The sequence below is a fragment of the Streptomyces sp. WAC07094 genome (genome assembly GCF_036320405.1).
GTDB lineage: Bacteria > Actinomycetota > Actinomycetes > Streptomycetales > Streptomycetaceae > Streptomyces > Streptomyces lannensis.
In genome coordinates this window covers 6403228-6419934 of the sequence record NZ_JAVMJZ010000001.1, presented here as the reverse complement: position 1 = coordinate 6419934, position 16707 = coordinate 6403228, and the positions used below count along the sequence as shown (strand labels likewise).

Sequence of the window (16707 nt, the reverse complement as noted above, 5' to 3'; positions counted from 1 at the left end):
ACCTTAGTTCGCCCGCTACCCGGCCTTGCCCACCTGGCCGGAGCTCCCCTCCTCCACCTCGGCCATCGCCGGATCGAGGAGCCGGGAGAGGAAGTGGCGGGTGCGCTCGTGCCGCGGGGCGCCGATGACCTGCTCGGGCGTGCCCTGCTCGACGACGACTCCGCCGTCCATGAAGACGACCCGGTCGGCGACCTCGCGCGCGAACGTCATCTCGTGGGTGACCACCATCATGGTCATGCCCTCGTCGGCGAGCATGCGCATCACGGCGAGGACGTCGCCCACCAGCTCGGGGTCGAGCGCGGAGGTCGGCTCGTCGAAGAGCATCACCTGCGGGCCCATGGCGAGCGCCCGGGCGATGGCGACGCGCTGCTGCTGGCCGCCGGACAGGGCGGAGGGGTACGCGTCCGCCTTCTCGGAAAGGCCGACGCGCGCCAGGTTCTCGGCCGCGGTCCTGGCGGACGCCGCCTTGTCCCGCCCGAGGACCCGGCGCTGCGGCAGGGTGAGGTTCTCGGTCACCGTGAGGTGCGGGAACAGGTTGAACTGCTGGAACACCATGCCGATACGGCGGCGGACGGCGTCGATGTCCACGTCCGGGTCGGTCACCTCGGTGCCGCCGACGAACACCTGGCCCCTGCCGGGTTCCTCCAGCAGGTTCACACAGCGCAGCAGGGTCGACTTGCCGGAGCCGGACGGACCGATGACACAGACCACCTCGCCCTCGCCGATCTCCAGGTCGATCCCGCGCAGCACCTCGTTCTCGCCGAAGGACTTGTGGAGGTCCCGGATCCGGATCTGTGCGGAACTGCTCACTTGACGGCCTCCCTGGCCTTCGACTCCAGGCGGCGCACGACGAAGCCGAGCGGGATCGTGACCAGCAGGTAGCACAGGCCGGCGACGAGGATGGGCGTGGAGTTGGCGGTCTGGCTGGCCAGGTCCCGCCCGAACTTCGACAGCTCGCGCTCCTCCAGGGTGACGCCCAGCAGCAGCACCAGCGAGGAGTCCTTGAACAGCAGTACCAGCTCATTGGTGAGCGGCGGGAGGATGATCCGGAACGCCTGCGGGACGACGATCGAGATCATGGCCCGGGCGGGCGAGAAGCCCAGCGAACGGGCCGCCTCCATCTGCCCCTTGGGCACCGCCTGGATACCGGCGCGGAACGTCTCCGCCATGTACGCGGCGCCCACCAGACCGAGCGCGATGGCCACCTTGCCGTAGGTTCCGCCGACGATCTCCGTACCGGGGAAGGCCAGGGGCACGGCCACACCGATGAAAACGAAGATCAGCAGGGCGGGCAGGCCGCGGAAGATCTCGATGTAGATGCCGGCGACCCAGCGGTAGGGACCCACCGAGGACAGCCGCATGAGCGCGAGGACCATGCCGAGGACCAGTCCGACCACAAAGCCGGACACGGTGTAGAGCACGGTGTTCCTGAGCGCCAGTGTGATGACGTCGGGGAACATCTGCCGGGCGATGTCCACCTGCGCGAACTGGTCCTGCAGCCGCCCCCAGTCCGCCGCGAACGCGAAGGCGATCACGGCGGCCACGAAGACGACGTACTGGGCGCCGCGCGACACCCTGCGCCTCTGACGTCGTGTCAGGCCCTTCGCGCGGGGCCGCGTCCCTGCGCCGGCCGGTTCGGTGACCCCGCTCATGAGGCGGAGGGCGAGGCGACCGACGCGTTGTAGGGGCCGATCCACTTCTCGTACAGCTTCTTGTACGTGCCGTCGGCCTTCGCGTCCTTGAGCGCCTTGTCTATGGCGTCGAGGAGCTTGCGGTTGCCCTTCTTCACCGTGAAGCCGTACTGCTCACCGGTGTTGAGGTTGTCGACCACCTGGAAGGCGTCGGCGTTGGCCTTGTCCTTGAGCCAGCCCTGGACGACCGGGTAGTCGATGACGACCGCCTGGACCTGGCCGGTGCGCAGGCCGTTGATCACGGCGTCGGAGGACTCGAAGGAGACCGGGTCGAAGCCCTGCTTCTTGGCGTAGTCCTCGCCGGTGGTCTGCGCCTGGGCACCGAGCTTCCTGCCCTTGGCCTTCACGTCGGCGAGCGAGGTGATGCCGCTCTTCTTGTCCACCAGGACGGCCTGGGTGGCGTCGAAGTACGGGTCGGAGAAGTCGACGTGCTTCTTGCGCTCGTCGGTGATCGTCATACCGGCGGCCGCGACGTCGCACTGCTCGGAGTTGAGGAACGCGCCGGTCTTGAAGTTCTCGAAGGGCGTGTCGAGGATGTCCTGCTTCACGCCGAGGTCCTTGGCGACCAGGTCGATCAGCGAGACGTCGAAGCCCTGCACCTTGCCGTCGATCTCCGACTGGAAGGGCGGGTACGGCAGATGCGTGCAGGTGGTCAGCCGGCCGGCCTTGGCGAGTTCCACCCCGCCGGCGGCCGTCTTGCTGCCGCCGTCACCGCTCGAGGTGCAGCCGGCCACGAATACCAAACCGGCCGTCGCGGTGGTGGCGGCCAGGATGCGGGCCCGGCGCCCGAGGAGCGAGTTCACGGGGGACCTCTCTATGGGGGAGCTATGAGTTCCGATTATAAGGAAAGGTTGGAGCCTCTCAAACCAATCCAATGGTCGAAAGGTCGATTCACCTGAGAATGTGCCGATAAGTGGCGCATCACACGCCCGGTTACCCTCGAATCGTCGAACCCATGAGTGAGGAGAGCGCCGCCGTGACCCACCCCTTCCTGGACCTCGCCCCGCTGAGCACCGACCGCTTCGCCTCGATCGAGGACCGGGTGGCACGACTGCTGTCCACCGGGCAGGACGTCGTGATCATGCAAGGCGAGGCGCTGCTCCCCCTGGAGGGTGCGATCCGCGGCAGTGCCGGGCCCGGCACCACGGCACTGAACGTGATCACCGGACCGTACGGGCAGACGTTCGGGGACTGGCTGCGGGACTGCGGCGCCACGGTGCACGACCTCGCCGTCCCGTTCCACACCGCGGCCACGGCGGCGCAGGTCCGTGAGGCGCTCGCCGAGCACCCGGAGATCGACTTCGTCTCCCTGGTGCACGCCGAGGCCGCAACCGGAAACACGAACCCGGTGGCGGAGATCGGCGCGGTGGTACGGGAGCACGGCGCACTGTTCTATCTGGACGCGGTCGCCTCGATCGGCGCCGAGCCGGTGCTGCCGGACGCATGGGGCGTGGACCTGTGCGTGATCGGGGCCCAGAAGGCGATGGGCGGACCGGCCGGCGTCTCGGCGGTGTCCGTGAGCCGGCGCGCCTGGACCCGGATGGCGGTCAACCCGCGGGCTCCGCGCCGGTCGTACCTCTCGCTCCTGGACTGGAAGGAGCGCTGGATCGACGCCGGCCGCAAGGCGCTGCTCCACGCCCCGGCGCAGTTGGAGATGCTGGCGCTGGAGGCATGTCTGGAGCGGATCGAGAACGCGGGCCTGGACGCCGTGATCGCCCGGCACCGGTCCGCCGCCGCGGCGACGCGGGCGGGCGTGCTCGCCCTCGGCGGGGGCCTGGAGCCCTATGTGCTCGAGGCCGCGGAGGCGGCGCCCGTCGCCACGACCCTGCGGACCCCCTCCGGTGTGGTCGCGGCCGAACTGGTCGCCAAGGCCCTGGAGTCGGGCCCCGCACTGCCGCTCTCCGCGGGTGGGGGTGCGCTGGCGAAGGAGATGATCAGGGTCAACCACTACGGGGCCGACGCGACCCCCGAGGTCGTCCGGGAGAGCCTGACCGCCCTGGGCACCGCGCTCGGCGACTTCGGGGCCGTCGTGGACACCGCGGCCGCCCGCGGGGCGGCCGACCGGGCGTGGGGCTGAACGAGGGCGCGCCGCGGGGGCCTCGGCGGTATGACCGGTGCCTGAAATCGGCATTGCTTTCCAGGCCCCTTCCGCGTAATTATCGAATTCCCCTCAGGGCAGCTGCCCATATTCGTCTGCCCGCTTTCTTCTGACCTAAACAACAAGATTCCGCGAACACCAACCGGCTTATTCCGGGCAGATCTCGCGAGGGTTGCAGTGATGTGACCGACTCCACACTGCGCCCCTTTTGTGCGGTATTTATCGGGCGTAGTCAGACAATTCCTCCACGCCTCGGTGGTCACTCACGCCCGCGTGATAACACAGGTGAGATGCTTCCGTAACCCCTTTCGGCGATGCAATTTTGAATTTCCGTGGGTAAATTCCATCGACATGACCGCCGCACAAGCAGACCTGCAAGCGGAATTCCTGGAAATGCCGGAGGGGCTGCGGATCGACCGTCCGGAGGTGGCGGACGGTGCCGCACTCTGGCGCATCGCCAAGGACTCCGGAACCCTCGACCTGAACTCCTCCTACAGCTACCTGCTGTGGTGCCGTGACTTCGCCGGCACCTCGGCGGTGGTGCGCGCCGGCTCCGACGGTCGTCCCGTCGGATTCCTCACCGCGTACCTCAGGCCCGACCGCCCGCACACCCTCCTGGTGTGGCAGGTGGCCGTGGACTCCGCCCACCGCGGGCAGGGCCTCGCGGCGCGACTGCTCGACGCGGTCACGGCACGGGCCGCCAAGGAGCACGCCGTGACCACGGTCGAGACGACGATCACCCCCGGCAACACCGCCTCCGAGCGCCTGTTCACGACGTACGCGCGACGCCATGGCGCGGCCGTGGAACGCGAGGTCCTCTTCGACGCCCGTCAGTTCCCCGACGGACCGCACGACCCCGAGGTCCTCTACCGCATCGGCCCCCTCGCCTTCTGACCTGCACGCACTTCTCCCCTCCCCCACGCATCGAGGAGCGTTTTCGCCGTGACCATCACCCAGCCCGACCTCAGCGTCTTCGAGACCCTGGAGTCGGAGGTGCGCAGCTACTGCCGCGGCTGGCCCACCGTCTTCGACCGCGCGCAGGGCAGCCGCCTCTACGACGAGGACGGCCACGAGTACCTCGACTTCTTCGCCGGCGCCGGTTCCCTCAACTACGGGCACAACAACCCCGTCCTGAAACGGGCGTTGATCGACTACCTGGAGCGGGACGGCATCACCCACGGGCTGGACATGTCGACCACGGCCAAGCGTTCCTTCCTGCGGACGTTCCAGGACCTCGTGCTGCGGCCGCGGGATCTGCCGTACAAGGTGATGTTCCCGGGCCCCACCGGTACCAACGCCGTCGAGTCCGCTCTCAAGCTGGCCCGCAAGGTGAAGGGCCGCGAGGCCATCGTGTCCTTCACCAACGCCTTTCACGGCATGTCCCTGGGCTCTCTCGCCGTCACCGGCAACGCCTTCAAGCGCGCCGGTGCCGGGATTCCGCTCGTCCACGGGACGCCCATGCCCTTCGACCACTATCTGGACGGGCAGGTCCCGGACTTCCTGTGGTTCGAGCGGCTCCTGGAAGACCAGGGGTCGGGACTCAACCGGCCCGCCGCCGTCATCGTGGAGACCGTGCAGGGCGAGGGCGGCATCAATGTCGCCCGCGCCGAGTGGCTGCGGCGGCTCGCCGATCTGTGCGCACGCCGCGACATGCTGCTGATCGTCGACGACATCCAGATGGGCTGCGGCCGTACCGGCGCCTTCTTCTCGTTCGAGGAGGCCGGGATCGTGCCCGACATCGTCACCGTGTCCAAGTCCATCAGCGGCTACGGACTGCCGATGTCGCTGTGCCTGTTCAAGCCCGAGCTCGACATCTGGGAGCCGGGCGAGCACAACGGCACCTTCCGCGGCAACAATCCCGCGTTCGTCACGGCCACCGCCGCACTGGAGACCTACTGGACCGACGGGTCCGCCATGGAGAAGCAGACCCGCACGCGCGGCGAGCAGATCGAGCAGGAGCTGATCTCGATCACCGAGGAGAACCTCGCCGACATCAAGGAGTACCGCGGACGCGGGCTGGTCTGGGGACTGGAGTTCCACGACAAGGAACGTGCCGGACGTGTCGCCCACCGTGCCTTCGAGCTCGGGCTGCTGGTGGAGACCTCCGGCCCCGAGAGCGAGGTCGTCAAACTGCTCCCCGCCCTCACCGTCACCCCCGACGAGCTGGACGAGGGCCTCAGCACCCTCGCCCGGGCCGTCCGCGAGACCGTCTGAACAACCCCCAGAAGGAGGCACGCACCACCGTGATCGTCCGTTCGTTCAAGGAGATCGAAGGCACCGACCGGCACATCAAGTCGGCGTCCGGCACCTGGGAGAGCAAGCGCATCGTCCTGGCCAGGGAGAAGGTCGGCTTCTCCCTCCACGAGACGATCCTGTACGCGGGCACGGAGACGTCCATGTGGTATGCGAACCACATCGAGGCCGTCGTCTGTGTCGAGGGCGAGGCCGAACTGACCGACCAGGAGACCGGGAAGGCGTACACCATCACTCCCGGGACCATGTACCTCCTGGACGGGCACGAGCGGCACACGCTGCGGGTGAAGAAGGACTTCCGCTGCATCTGCGTCTTCAACCCGCCCGTGACCGGCCGGGAGGACCACGACGAGAACGGCGTCTACCCGCTGCTCACCGAGGAGGTGTGAAGCACATGACCACCGTCACCGATCTCTACCCGAGCCGGGGCGCGACCGAGGTGTCCGTCCCCCGGCAGGACCCGGTCGTCTGGGGCGCTCCCGGAACGCCGGGGCCGGTCTCCGTGGATGACCTCCAGGCGTACGAGCGCGACGGCTTCCTCTCCATCGACCAGCTCATCGGTCAGGACGAAGTCGCCGTGTACCAGCAGGAGTTGGAGCGGCTCGTCAGCGACCCGCGGATCCGCGCCGACGAACGTTCGATCGTGGAGCCGAAGTCCAAGGAGATCCGGTCCGTCTTCGAGGTCCACAGGATCAGCGAGGTCTTCGCGAAGCTCGTCCGCGACGAGCGCGTCGTCGGGCGGGCGCGGCAGATCCTCGGCTCGGACGTGTACGTCCACCAGTCGCGGATCAACGTCAAGCCGGGGTTCGGGGCCAGTGGCTTCTACTGGCACTCCGACTTCGAGACCTGGCACGCCGAGGACGGACTGCCGAACATGCGGACGGTGTCCGTCTCGATCGCCCTGACCGAGAACCACGACACCAACGGCGGCCTCATGATCATGCCGCGGTCGCACCGGACGTTCCTCGGCTGCGCCGGGGCCACGCCCGAGGACAACTACAAGAAGTCGCTGCAGATGCAGGACGCGGGCACGCCGTCCGACGAGGCGCTGACCGCGATGGCGGGCGAGTACGGCATCCGCCTGTTCACCGGGAAGGCCGGCTCGGCGACCTGGTTCGACTGCAACTGCATGCACGGGTCGGGCGACAACATCACACCGTTCCCGCGCAGCAACGTCTTCATCGTGTTCAACAGCGTGGAGAACAGGGCGGTGGAACCGTTCGCGGCGCCGGTCCGGCGTCCGGAGTTCATCGGGGCGCGGGACTTCACCCCCGTGCGGTGACCGCACCGTGACCGCCGGGCCGGGGCCTCCTCGTGTGGGACATGAGGCCCCGGCCCGGTTCTGTTCAGCGGGACAGCGCATCCAGCAGGCGGTCGACGTCCGCGGGCGTGTTGTACAGATGGAAGGCGGCCCGCAGATGGCCCGCCCGGTCGGAGACCTCGAGCCCCGCGTCGCTCAACCCGCCCTGCCGGTGGCCGAGTCCGGGAACGGACACGATCGGCGAACCCGGCGCGGGGACCGGCTCGTGGCCGAGGTCACCGAGGCCCGCGCGGAAGCGGTCGGCGAGGGCGAGGTCGTGCGCGCAGACGGCCTCCACGCCGAGTTCCTCGAGCAGTTCGAGAGAGCGGCGGGCGCCCGCGTAGGAGAGCAGCGCGGGACTCTCGTCGAAGCGGCGTGCCGAACGGGCGAGTTCCTCGACGGGGCCGTAGCAGCTGTCCCAGGGCCGCTCGCCGGCGACCCAGCCGGCGAACAGCGGGGGGATGCCGCCGAGATCCTCAGGGACGACCAGGAACGCCACGCCCCGCGGGCAGAACAGCCACTTGAAGGCGACGGCCGCGACATAGTCGTGGGCGTCCGCGTCGAGGTCCAGCCAGCCGAGGGCCTGCGACGCGTCGATGTACGTGCGCGCCCCGTGCTCCCGCGCGGCGGCACGGATCGCGGGCAGGTCGGCCACGCGTCCGTCGGCGGACTGGGCGGCGCTCACCGCCACGAGCGCGGTGCCCGGGCGCACCGAATCGGCGAGACGCTCCAGCGGCACGGCGCGCACCTTCAGGTCCCCGCGCATGTGGAAGGGGTTCACCACGGAGCTGAAGTCGGCCTCGGCGGTCAGGACTTCGGCGCCCTCGGGCAGCGAGGCGGCGATCAGCCCGGTGTAGGTGGCCACCGAGGACCCGGCCGCCACCCGGCTCGCCGGAACACGGGTCAGCCGGGCGATTGAGGCCCGGGCCGCCTCCACGTCGGCGAACATGTCGGTGGGCTGCCCCGCGGCGACCGACTCCACGGCCGTCCGCAGGGCGTGCACGGCGCGGGAGGGCAGCAGCCCGACCGCGGCGGTGTTCAGATATGTGTTCTTCGGGGCGAACTCGGCACGGACGAGGCTCTCGAAGGTCTCCATGGGACCACTGTGCGGCCCCATGAAGTCACAGTCCATTGCCGATGTGTACGTGGTGTCCTCAAGCAACGCTTATACATCCGCGCCGAGCTGCCGCTTCTCAGTTCTGCGGGACCGCGCACCCGTCCGGGCCGCAGGCCTCCGCGCCGCCGTCCTCGATCAGCTTCAGCGGCGGGCGCTCGCCCCAGGCCTGGGTCAGCGCCTGGGTGAAGACCTCCGCGGGCTGCGCGCCGGAGACGCCGTACTTCCGGTCGAGCACGAAGAACGGCACACCGTTCGCGCCCAGCTCGGCCGCCTCCCGCTCGTCCGCGCGCACGGCGTCGGCGTACGCGGCCGGGTCGGCGAGGACCGTGCGGACCGCCTCGGCGTCGAGTCCGGCTTCCACGGCAAGCTCCACCAGCCGCTCGTCGCCCTCGGTGAAGAGGGACCGCTCCTCGGCGAAGTTCGCCCGGTACAGGATCTGGATCAGCCGGTCCTGCCTGCCCTGCTCCTTGGCGAAGTGGAGCAGGCGGTGCATGTCGAAGGTGTTGCCGTGGTCGCGGCCCTGGGTGCGGTAGTCCAGACCCTCGGCGGCGGCCTGCGTGCCGAGGTTCTTCTCGCCGGCCTGTGCCTGCGCCTCGCTCATCCCGTACTTCTTGGCGAGCATCGTGAGAACCGGCTGGACGTCGTTCTTGGCACGGTGCGGATCCAGCTCGAAGGAGCGGTGCACCACCTCGACCTGATCGCGGTGCGGGAAGGCCCCGAGCGCCTTCTCGAAGCGGGCCTTGCCCACGTAGCACCACGGGCAGGCGATGTCGCTCCAGATCTCCACGCGCATGTCTTCGGCTTCTCTCCAGTTCGCACGGTACGGAGACTCCCTCCGTGACCTGTGTGAACGTTCAAGCGATTCCCTTCATTCCCGTGGAACCGCGTACCGGAGGACGAGGTGGTGATCCCCTTCGACGGGCGGGTTCTCCGGGTCCGGGACCCATCCGAGGCGGGTGTAGAAGGCCTGGGCGCGCCGGTTGTCCACGTGCACGTCGAGGACGGCGCTCCGTTTGCCGTCGGCCTGCCACTGCTCCACACAGGCCGCGTGCAGCACGGAGCCGACGCCCCGACGCCAGTGCCCGGGGTCGACGTGGAACTGGAAGAGCTTCACGGTGTCCTGCGGCGTACCGGGCGGCGTACGGAAGGACGCGACGGCGACGATGCCGCCGCGTTCGACGACACACATCACCTGCCCGTCGGGCCGCTCGAGGGCACCTCGCCAGGCGGCGAGCCAGTCGGTGCCGTCCTGCGGCGGCCCGTCGGGGTAGTAGGTCGCCCGGGCACGGGCGTGCAGATCGGCGACGGCTCGTACCTCGGCGGGCAGAGCGGTTCGGATCACCCGGTCCCCGGCCACACGGTCTCTGATCATGCAACCAGAGACGTGGACGCGTCCGGGCCGGTTCCAGGTCCGCGGCAGCGGCGGCGCGCTTCAGCTCCCGTCTCTCAGGTCCTGGGGCCAGTTCGCACGGAATTCGATGCCCTCGTACGTCACCACGCACCCCTCCCCCATGGGCGACTGGGTCATGAAGCCCACGAGCGCCGCCCCCGTCTCCTTCTCGTCGCCCAGGGTGAACAGGCGCACGAACGTCCAGCGCTCGCCGTCACGAGAAGCGTGGAAGGCGAAGGCCCGGCCGGTGCGGCTGACCCGGAGCCACACCGAACTCCCCTCCACGGTGAAGGAGTTCGCGTCGTCGGAGTGGCCGCGGGTGACCACCGTGCAGACGGTGGGCACGTCCGGCGAGTACTCCAGGCAGAGCTTGGCCCAGGCCCGTTCGCCGACATGGACGTAGAGCACTCCGGCGTCGAAGGACGCGTTGAAGCCGACGGTCACCCTGGCGATCAGCTGGAAGTCGCCCTCGGGCGCGCCCAGGAGCCGGGGAGCGTCCGAGGCCGGTTCCAGAGCCTCGCCCGTGGGCGGAACGAATCGATCCTGCCGGGCACCCGACCAGCCGGTGAGCACCCCGTCCTCGTACGACCAGTGACCGTCGGGCCCGTACGTACGCAGGGAGAACGGGAGTTCGGGAAGTTCAACGTCCATTGACGAAGTCTCTCAGGCACGCTCCGGAGCGGCGCGGGGAACCCCGCCATCCACCACGAAAGCACCCGCGGGCCGCAACGCGCCGGAGGCGACGCGCCGCGGCCCCGGGACGATCACCTCTCCAGGCGCCCGTCGAAGCGCCTCGGCAGCCCGAGCGGATTGTCGTCCCGCAGCTCCGGAGGCAGCAGCGCCTCGGGGGCGCCCTGGTAGACGACGGGCCGCAGCCACCGCTCGATGGCCGTCCCGCCGACCGACGTGGAGGTGGACGTCGTCGCCGGGTAGGGGCCGCCGTGGTGCTGCGCGGGCGCCACCGCGACACCCGTCGGCCAGCCGTTGACGAGCACGCGTCCGGCGAGCGGGGTCAGTTCCGCGAGGATCTCCGCGCCACGGCCCTCGCCCGCGGCCTCCTGCGTCGACAGGTGGACCGTTGCGGTGAGGTTGCCGGGGAGCCGGTCCAGTACCCGCTTGACCTCGTCCTCGTCCTCGTAGCGCGCCACGACCGTGAGCGGGCCGAAGCACTCCTCCAGCAGGAGGTCGTACTCCCCCGCGTCGGTGAGCTTCTCGGCCGGCACGGTGAGGAAGCCGGCGCTGACGGTGTGCTCGCCGCACGCGCCGGCCGTGACCGGGGACTCCACATCGGGGAGCTCGGCGCGCTCGGCCACTCCGGCGAGGAAGTTGTCCCGCATGCGGTGGTCGAGCAGGACCCCCGCCTCGGTGTCGCTGACGGCGTCGGTCAGGGACTTCACCAGGCGGTCGCCGGACGCGCCCGCGGGGGCCAGGACGAATCCCGGCTTGACGCAGAACTGGCCCACGCCGAGCGTCATGGAGCCGGCGAGCCCGGCCCCGATGGCCTCGGCGCGCTCGGCGGCGGCCGCCTCGGTGACGACCACCGGGTTGAGCGAGCCGAGTTCGCCGTGGAAGGGGATCGGCACGGGGCGGGCCGCCGCCGCGTCGAAGAGCGCGCGGCCACCGCGCACGGAGCCGGTGAACCCGGCGGCGGCGACCAGCGGGTGCTTGATCAGCTCGATGCCCGCCTCGAAGCCGTGCACCAGACCGACGACGCCCTTGGGAATGCCGTGCGACACGGCGGCCCGGCGCAGCGTCGCCGCGACCAGTTCGGAGAGCGCGGGGTGGTCGGGGTGGGCCTTGACGACGACGGGGCAGCCCGCGGCGAGCGCGCTCGCGGTGTCGCCGCCCGCCACCGAGAAGGCGAAGGGGAAGTTGGAGGCGGAGTAGACCGCGACGACGCCGAGCGGGATCTTGTAGCGGCGCAGGTCCGGGATCGGCGGTGTCGCGGTGTCGTCCGGGTGGTTGATCACGACGTCGAGGAAGGCCCCCTCGTCGACGATGTCCGCGAAGGCACGCAACTGATAACAGGTCCGGGCGAGTTCACCCGTGAGCCGGACCGGGCCGAGGGCGGTCTCGGCGTCGGCCGCCTCGACGAGCTGCTCCTTCGCGGCCTCCAGCTGGTCGGCGGCGGCACGCAGGAAGGCCGAGCGGACGGTGCGGTCGGCGAGGGCTCCGCGCACGGAGTGGGCCGCGCGGACGGCGGCGTCCACCTCCTGGGCCGTGGCCTCCACCGCAACCTGTTCGCGCTGCTTCCCGGTTCGGGGGTCGACACTCCAGACTGGTGCTGCTGCCACCGCGGATCCCTCCAGATGTCTTGCCGCAGTTCGTACCTCATCGACCAGGTATGTTCGATATGCTGAACACTGTCTCTGATGATGAATATGCTGCTCGGAGACTATTTCCCGTCGAACGAAGGGGTCAAGGGCGATGTCGGCAGGCGAGACGGGCGGTGGGGCGCAGGTCAAGTCGGCGGTGCGGACGGTCGAATTGCTCGAGTACTTCGCCGGCCGCCCCGGCATGCACTCCCTGGCCGCCGTGCAGGAGGAAGTGGGATATCCCAAGTCCAGCCTGTACATGCTGCTGCGCACGCTCGTGGAGCTGGGCTGGGTCGAGACCGACGCGACGGGCACACGTTACGGCATCGGGGTGCGGGCCCTGCTCGTGGGGACGTCGTACATCGACGGCGACGAGGTGGTGGCGGCGGCCCGCCCCACCCTCGACCGGCTGTCGGACGACACCACGGAGACGATCCACCTGGCACGCCTGGACGGCACGAACGTCGTCTACCTCGCGACCCGCCAGTCGCAGCACTACCTGCGGCCGTTCACCCGTGTCGGACGCCGGCTGCCCGCGCATTCGACGTCGCTCGGCAAGGTGCTGCTGAGCACGTACACCGACGAACAGGTCCGCAAGATGCTGCCCGAGACGCTGCCGGCGCTGACGGAGCACACCATCACCGACCGGGAGAAGCTCATACAGGAGCTGCACCAGGTCCGCGAGCAGGGCTTCGCCGTCGACCGCGAGGAGAACACCCTCGGACTGCGCTGCTTCGGGGTCGCCATCCCCTACCGAACGCCGGCCCGTGACGCGATCAGCTGCTCGGTCCCGGTCGCCCGGCTCACCCCGGCACACGAGCAGATGATCAAGGACGCGCTGTTCGACGCGCGGGACCGGCTGACCCTCGCGACCCGGAGGCTGTGACGTGGAGATCGCCCTGCGCGAGGTGCACGACAGCGACCTGCCCGTCTTCTTCCGCCTCATGAACGATCCGGTGGCGCTGCGGATGGCCGCGTTCACCCCCGAGGACCCGGCCGACCGGGCCGGCTTCGACGCCCACTGGGCACGGACGCGCACCTCGCCCGGCGTCGACGTCCGCACGGTGCTGGCGGACGGTGACGTGGTGGGCAGCGCCGCGGTGTACGGCGAGCCGGGTGAGCGCGAGGTCACGTACTGGATCGACCGCGCCCACTGGGGCCGGGGCATCGCGACGGCCGCCCTGCGGATCCTGCTGGAGCAGATCCCGGAGCGCCCGCTGTACGCCCGGGCCGCCGCGGACAACGCGGGCTCGCGCCGTGTGCTCGAGAAGTGCGGCTTCGCCCAGACGGCCCGGGCGAGGGGCTTCGCGCACGCCCGTGGTGAGGAGATCGACGAGGTCGTCCTGGTCCTGAAGCCCTGAAGGCCGCAGCCCGGATGCCCGAAGGGACGAACGGTCCGCGGTGCGGTGCCGGACCCGGGGTCTCGCCCGGCCGTTCATGAAGTCCCGATGAGAAGTCGGACGAAAGGGAACCATCCGGTCGATCCCGAGCGTCGTCCAGGACGGGATGAACAAGACGATCAGGCGCGCCTCCGTCTTCGCGCTGCTCCTGGTGCTCACCCTGCTGGTCAGGGCGACCTGGGTGCAGTTCTACGACGGCAAGGCGCTCGCGGACGACAAGGACAACCGGCGAAACGCGATCACCACGTACGCGGCACCGCTCGGGAACATCATCGTGGCCGGCGACTCGATCACCGGCTCGGCGCGGACGAAGGGAAGCGACCTCGCCTACCGACGCACCTACACGGACGGCAGGCTGTACGCGGCGGTGACGGGCTACGCCTCGCAGAGCTACGCGCCGACCCAGCTGGAGGGCATCTACCAGGACCTGCTCAACGGCACGGACAGCCGTCTGAAGAACATCATGGACACCGTCACCGGCGAGCGGGCTCACCCGGGCAACGTGGTCACGACGATCGATCCGGCCGTGCAGAAGGCCGCCTACCGCGCACTGGGCAGCAAGAAGGGCGCGGCCGTCGCGATCGACCCGAAGACCGGCAGGATCCTCGCCGTCGTGTCCACCCCGTCGTACGACCCGTCGGCGCTCACCGACGCCGACACCGCCGGGGCGGCGTGGAAGCGGCTCAACGACGACCCGGAGAAGCCGCTGACCAACCGTGCGCTGCGCCAGCCGCTGCCGCCCGGCTCGACGTTCAAGCTGGTGGTCGCCGCCGCCGCGCTGGAGGACGGACTGTACGCGTCGGTGGACCAGAGGACGGTCAGCCCCGATCCGTACATGCTGCCCGGCTCGACCAAAGCGCTGTCGAACGAGAACCCGAACGCCCCGTGCGAGAACGCCTCGATCCGCCAGGCGCTGCGCTACTCCTGCAACAACGTCTTCGGCAAGATGGCCGTCGACCTCGGCCAGGACAAGGTCAGGGCGATGGCCGAGAAGTTCGGCTTCAACGACGACCGGCAGGACGTACCGGTGCGCGCGTACCCGAGCGTGTACCCGTCGGACATGGACAAGGCGCAGACGGCGCTGTCGGGCATCGGCCAGTTCGACGTCACGGCGACCCCGCTGCAGATGGCCATGGTCTCGGCGGCGATCGCCCATGACGGTGAGCTGGCCTCCGCGCACATGGTCTCGCAGATCACCGACAGTGGCGGGGACGTGCTGCAGAACGACGACGACGCGCCGACCGAGCGGATCGTCAGCGCGTCGACCGCACGGCAGTTGCAGTCCGCCATGCAGACGGTGGTGGAGCAGGGCACCGGCACGAACGCCCGGATCGCCGGGGCGACCGTCGGCGGAAAGACCGGAACTGCCCAGCACGGCGAGAACAACAGCCAGACGCCGTACGCCTGGTTCACGTCGTACGCGAAGTCGGACACGAACGGCAAGCAGGTCGCCGTCGCGGTGATGGTCGAGCAGTCGGACGCAGCGCGCTCGGAGGTCAGCGGCAACGGGCTGGCGGCACCCGTCGCCAAGGCCATGATGCAGGCCGCGCTGGGGAGCTAGCGCCGGCGGGGACGACCCCGGCGGGGGTCGTCCCCGGACCTCACTTCACGCCCAGGATCTGCTCCACCGGGTCGATCGCGAAGTACACCAGGAACAGGGCCGACACACCCCACAGCAGCCAGTGGACCTCCCTGGCCTTGCCGAGGACGGCCTTGATGAGGACGTACGACAGGAAGCCGGCTCCGATGCCGTCGGTGATGGAGTAGGTGAACGGCATCGCGGCGATGGTCAGGAACGCCGGGATGGCGATCTCGTACCTGTCCCAGTCGATGTGCTTGACATGGGTCATCATCAGGAAGCCGACCGCGATCAGCGCGGGTGCCGCGGCCTGGAGCGGAACGATGGTCAGCAGCGGGGTGAGGAAGAGCGCGAGCCCGAAGAGGCCACCGGTGACGAGGTTGGCGAATCCGGTGCGCGCGCCCTCGCCGACACCGGCCGCGGACTCGATGTAGGCGGTGTTGGACGAGCCGGAGGCGACACCGCCGGCCACCGCGGCGGCACCGTCGATGAACAGGACGCGGCCGATGCCCGGTACCTTGCCGTTCTCGTCGAGCAGCCCGGCTTCCGCACTGATGCCGACGATGGTGCCCATGGCGTCGAAGAAGTCGGACAGGATCAGGGTGAAGACCAGCAGGACGGCGGTGAGCACGCCGGCCTTCCCGAAGCCGCCGAACAGGCTGAAGTGACCGACGAGGCCGAAGTCCGGGCTCGCCACGATCGTGTCGGGGACCTTGGGGGTGGTCAGGCCCCAGCTCTTGATGTCCGCCAGGGCGTCGATGACGATCGCGACGACCGTCATGGCCACGATGCTGATCAGGATCGCGCCCTTCACCTTGCGCGCCAGCAAGGCGACGGTCAGCAGCACTCCGAGACAGAACACCAGCACGGGCCAGCCCGTCAGCCGGCCCACGGCGCCCAGTTGCACCGGCACGGTGCTGTTCGCGGCGTCGGGGATGCGGCTGACGAAGCCGGCGTCGACGAAACCGATGAAGGCGATGAACAGTCCGATGCCCACGCCGATGGCCTGCTTCAGCTGCTGCGGGATGGCGTTCATGATCGCCTCCCGTAGCCCGGTCAGGACCAGAACACAGATGACGATGCCTTCCAGGACGACGAGGCCCATGGCGTCGGCCCAGCTCATCAGCGGGGCGAGCTGGAAGGCGACGACCGCGTTGAGGCCGAGCCCGGCGGCGATGGCGAGCGGCAGATTGCCGCCGACGCCCATGATGACCGTCATGACGCACGCCACCAGGGCGGTGGCGGTGACAAGTTGGCCGGTGTCCAGCTGGTGGCCGAACTTGTCCTTGGCGCTGCCCAGGATGATCGGATTCAGGACGAGGATGTAGGCCATGGTGAAGAACGTGGCGAAGCCGCCGCGTATCTCACGGCCGAAGGTGGAGCCGCGTTCGGAGATCCTGAAGAACCGGTCGACGCCGTTCGCCGCGGGGGGTGCGGCACTCGACCGGTCGGCCGCCTTCTGCGTTTCGGACATGGCGGTGCTCCTTGCTGCCTGGTGGACCGGTGCCGGATGCTGGCTGGATTGTTCCCCCGGTGAACCGGTTTCAGGTTTTCTCCGTGTTAC

General features: G+C 69.5%; 17 protein-coding genes. 8 read left to right on the top strand and 9 right to left on the bottom strand.

The window, feature by feature from the left end; translation table 11 throughout:
- Positions 1–15: 15 nt before the first annotated feature.
- Genes RCR19_RS28425 through RCR19_RS28415 form a run of 3 tightly spaced genes read right to left on the bottom strand, consistent with a single transcriptional unit; the run spans position 16 to position 2494 of the window.
- The gene (locus tag RCR19_RS28425) at positions 16–810 is read right to left on the bottom strand and encodes an amino acid ABC transporter ATP-binding protein (RefSeq protein ID WP_331267710.1); all 795 of its coding nucleotides are present in this window, start codon (positions 808–810) and stop codon (positions 16–18) included.
- Positions 807–1652, bottom strand: coding sequence for an amino acid ABC transporter permease (locus RCR19_RS28420; protein WP_331267709.1), 846 nt, complete (start codon positions 1650–1652; stop codon positions 807–809). Before RCR19_RS28420 ends, RCR19_RS28425 begins: the two co-directional genes overlap by 4 nt.
- Positions 1649–2494 carry a transporter substrate-binding domain-containing protein gene (locus tag RCR19_RS28415; RefSeq protein WP_059128730.1) on the bottom strand — a complete coding sequence of 282 codons (846 nt, stop codon included), beginning with the start codon at positions 2492–2494 and terminating at the stop codon, positions 1649–1651. Before RCR19_RS28415 ends, RCR19_RS28420 begins: the two co-directional genes overlap by 4 nt.
- A 152-nt stretch (positions 2495–2646) precedes the next feature.
- Between RCR19_RS28415 and RCR19_RS28410 the strand changes: the two genes are divergently transcribed.
- The 5 genes from RCR19_RS28410 (at position 2647) to thpD (ending at position 7324) form a co-directional block, all read left to right on the top strand.
- Positions 2647–3768, top strand: coding sequence for an aminotransferase class V-fold PLP-dependent enzyme (locus RCR19_RS28410; RefSeq protein ID WP_331267708.1), 1122 nt, complete (start codon positions 2647–2649; stop codon positions 3766–3768).
- Positions 3769–4140: 372 nt separating this feature from the next.
- A complete protein-coding gene (ectA, locus tag RCR19_RS28405) occupies positions 4141–4683 on the top strand; it encodes a diaminobutyrate acetyltransferase (protein ID WP_331267707.1) in 543 nt (180 codons plus the stop codon).
- Between the two features lie 48 nt (positions 4684–4731).
- A complete protein-coding gene (gene ectB, locus RCR19_RS28400) occupies positions 4732–6003 on the top strand; it encodes a diaminobutyrate--2-oxoglutarate transaminase (RefSeq protein WP_331267706.1) in 1272 nt (423 codons plus the stop codon).
- Between the two features lie 29 nt (positions 6004–6032).
- Entirely contained in the window at positions 6033–6431 is a 399-nt protein-coding gene (locus RCR19_RS28395; RefSeq protein WP_331267705.1) for an ectoine synthase, read from the top strand.
- Positions 6432–6436: 5 nt separating this feature from the next.
- On the top strand, positions 6437–7324 hold the full coding sequence (gene thpD / locus RCR19_RS28390; protein WP_331267704.1) for an ectoine hydroxylase: 888 nt from the start codon (positions 6437–6439) through the stop codon (positions 7322–7324).
- A 64-nt stretch (positions 7325–7388) separates the two neighbouring features.
- Here the strand turns inward: thpD and RCR19_RS28385 are convergent, their stop codons facing one another.
- From RCR19_RS28385 to RCR19_RS28365, 5 genes are all read right to left on the bottom strand, one after another.
- Complete coding sequence (locus RCR19_RS28385; protein ID WP_331267703.1) at positions 7389–8438, bottom strand: aminotransferase class V-fold PLP-dependent enzyme; 1050 nt, start codon at positions 8436–8438, stop codon at positions 7389–7391.
- 97 nt (positions 8439–8535) lie between these two features.
- On the bottom strand, positions 8536–9252 hold the full coding sequence (locus tag RCR19_RS28380; RefSeq protein ID WP_331267702.1) for a DsbA family oxidoreductase: 717 nt from the start codon (positions 9250–9252) through the stop codon (positions 8536–8538).
- Positions 9253–9327: 75 nt separating this feature from the next.
- Positions 9328–9831, bottom strand: a complete 504-nt coding sequence (locus tag RCR19_RS28375; RefSeq protein WP_331267701.1) for a GNAT family N-acetyltransferase — start codon at positions 9829–9831, stop codon at positions 9328–9330.
- 60 nt (positions 9832–9891) lie between these two features.
- Complete coding sequence (locus tag RCR19_RS28370; RefSeq protein WP_331267700.1) at positions 9892–10500, bottom strand: DUF1349 domain-containing protein; 609 nt, start codon at positions 10498–10500, stop codon at positions 9892–9894.
- A gap of 113 nt (positions 10501–10613) precedes the next feature.
- Positions 10614–12143: an aldehyde dehydrogenase (NADP(+)) gene (locus RCR19_RS28365; protein WP_331267699.1), complete on the bottom strand. Its 1530-nt coding sequence runs from the start codon at positions 12141–12143 to the stop codon at positions 10614–10616.
- 133 nt (positions 12144–12276) lie between these two features.
- On the opposite strand from RCR19_RS28365, the gene RCR19_RS28360 reads away from it, so the two are divergent.
- From RCR19_RS28360 to RCR19_RS28350, 3 genes are all read left to right on the top strand, one after another.
- Positions 12277–13050, top strand: a complete 774-nt coding sequence (locus RCR19_RS28360) for an IclR family transcriptional regulator (protein WP_331267698.1) — start codon at positions 12277–12279, stop codon at positions 13048–13050.
- Position 13051: 1 nt separating this feature from the next.
- On the top strand, positions 13052–13525 hold the full coding sequence (locus tag RCR19_RS28355) for a GNAT family N-acetyltransferase (protein WP_331267697.1): 474 nt from the start codon (positions 13052–13054) through the stop codon (positions 13523–13525).
- A 145-nt stretch (positions 13526–13670) separates the two neighbouring features.
- Entirely contained in the window at positions 13671–15125 is a 1455-nt protein-coding gene (locus RCR19_RS28350; RefSeq protein ID WP_331267696.1) for a penicillin-binding transpeptidase domain-containing protein, read from the top strand.
- A gap of 40 nt (positions 15126–15165) precedes the next feature.
- Here RCR19_RS28350 and RCR19_RS28345 read toward each other — a convergent pair whose 3' ends face one another.
- Positions 15166–16617, bottom strand: a complete 1452-nt coding sequence (locus RCR19_RS28345; RefSeq protein ID WP_331267695.1) for an NCS2 family permease — start codon at positions 16615–16617, stop codon at positions 15166–15168.
- Between the last annotated feature and the right edge of the window lie 90 nt (positions 16618–16707).

Bases quoted from the DNA above. Each gene is read 5' to 3' on its own strand.
- RCR19_RS28420 (WP_331267709.1), bottom strand. From the start codon at position 1,652: ATGAGCGGGGTCACCGAACCGGCCGGCGCAGGGACGCGGCCCCGCGCG.
- RCR19_RS28410 (WP_331267708.1), top strand. From the start codon at position 2,647: ATGAGTGAGGAGAGCGCCGCCGTGACCCACCCCTTCCTGGACCTCGCC.
- ectA (WP_331267707.1), top strand. From the start codon at position 4,141: ATGACCGCCGCACAAGCAGACCTGCAAGCGGAATTCCTGGAAATGCCG.
- thpD (WP_331267704.1), top strand. From the start codon at position 6,437: ATGACCACCGTCACCGATCTCTACCCGAGCCGGGGCGCGACCGAGGTG.
- RCR19_RS28385 (WP_331267703.1), bottom strand. From the start codon at position 8,438: ATGGAGACCTTCGAGAGCCTCGTCCGTGCCGAGTTCGCCCCGAAGAAC.
- RCR19_RS28380 (WP_331267702.1), bottom strand. From the start codon at position 9,252: ATGCGCGTGGAGATCTGGAGCGACATCGCCTGCCCGTGGTGCTACGTG.
- RCR19_RS28375 (WP_331267701.1), bottom strand. From the start codon at position 9,831: ATGATCAGAGACCGTGTGGCCGGGGACCGGGTGATCCGAACCGCTCTG.
- RCR19_RS28370 (WP_331267700.1), bottom strand. From the start codon at position 10,500: ATGGACGTTGAACTTCCCGAACTCCCGTTCTCCCTGCGTACGTACGGG.
- RCR19_RS28360 (WP_331267698.1), top strand. From the start codon at position 12,277: ATGTCGGCAGGCGAGACGGGCGGTGGGGCGCAGGTCAAGTCGGCGGTG.
- RCR19_RS28350 (WP_331267696.1), top strand. From the start codon at position 13,671: ATGAACAAGACGATCAGGCGCGCCTCCGTCTTCGCGCTGCTCCTGGTG.
- RCR19_RS28345 (WP_331267695.1), bottom strand. From the start codon at position 16,617: ATGTCCGAAACGCAGAAGGCGGCCGACCGGTCGAGTGCCGCACCCCCC.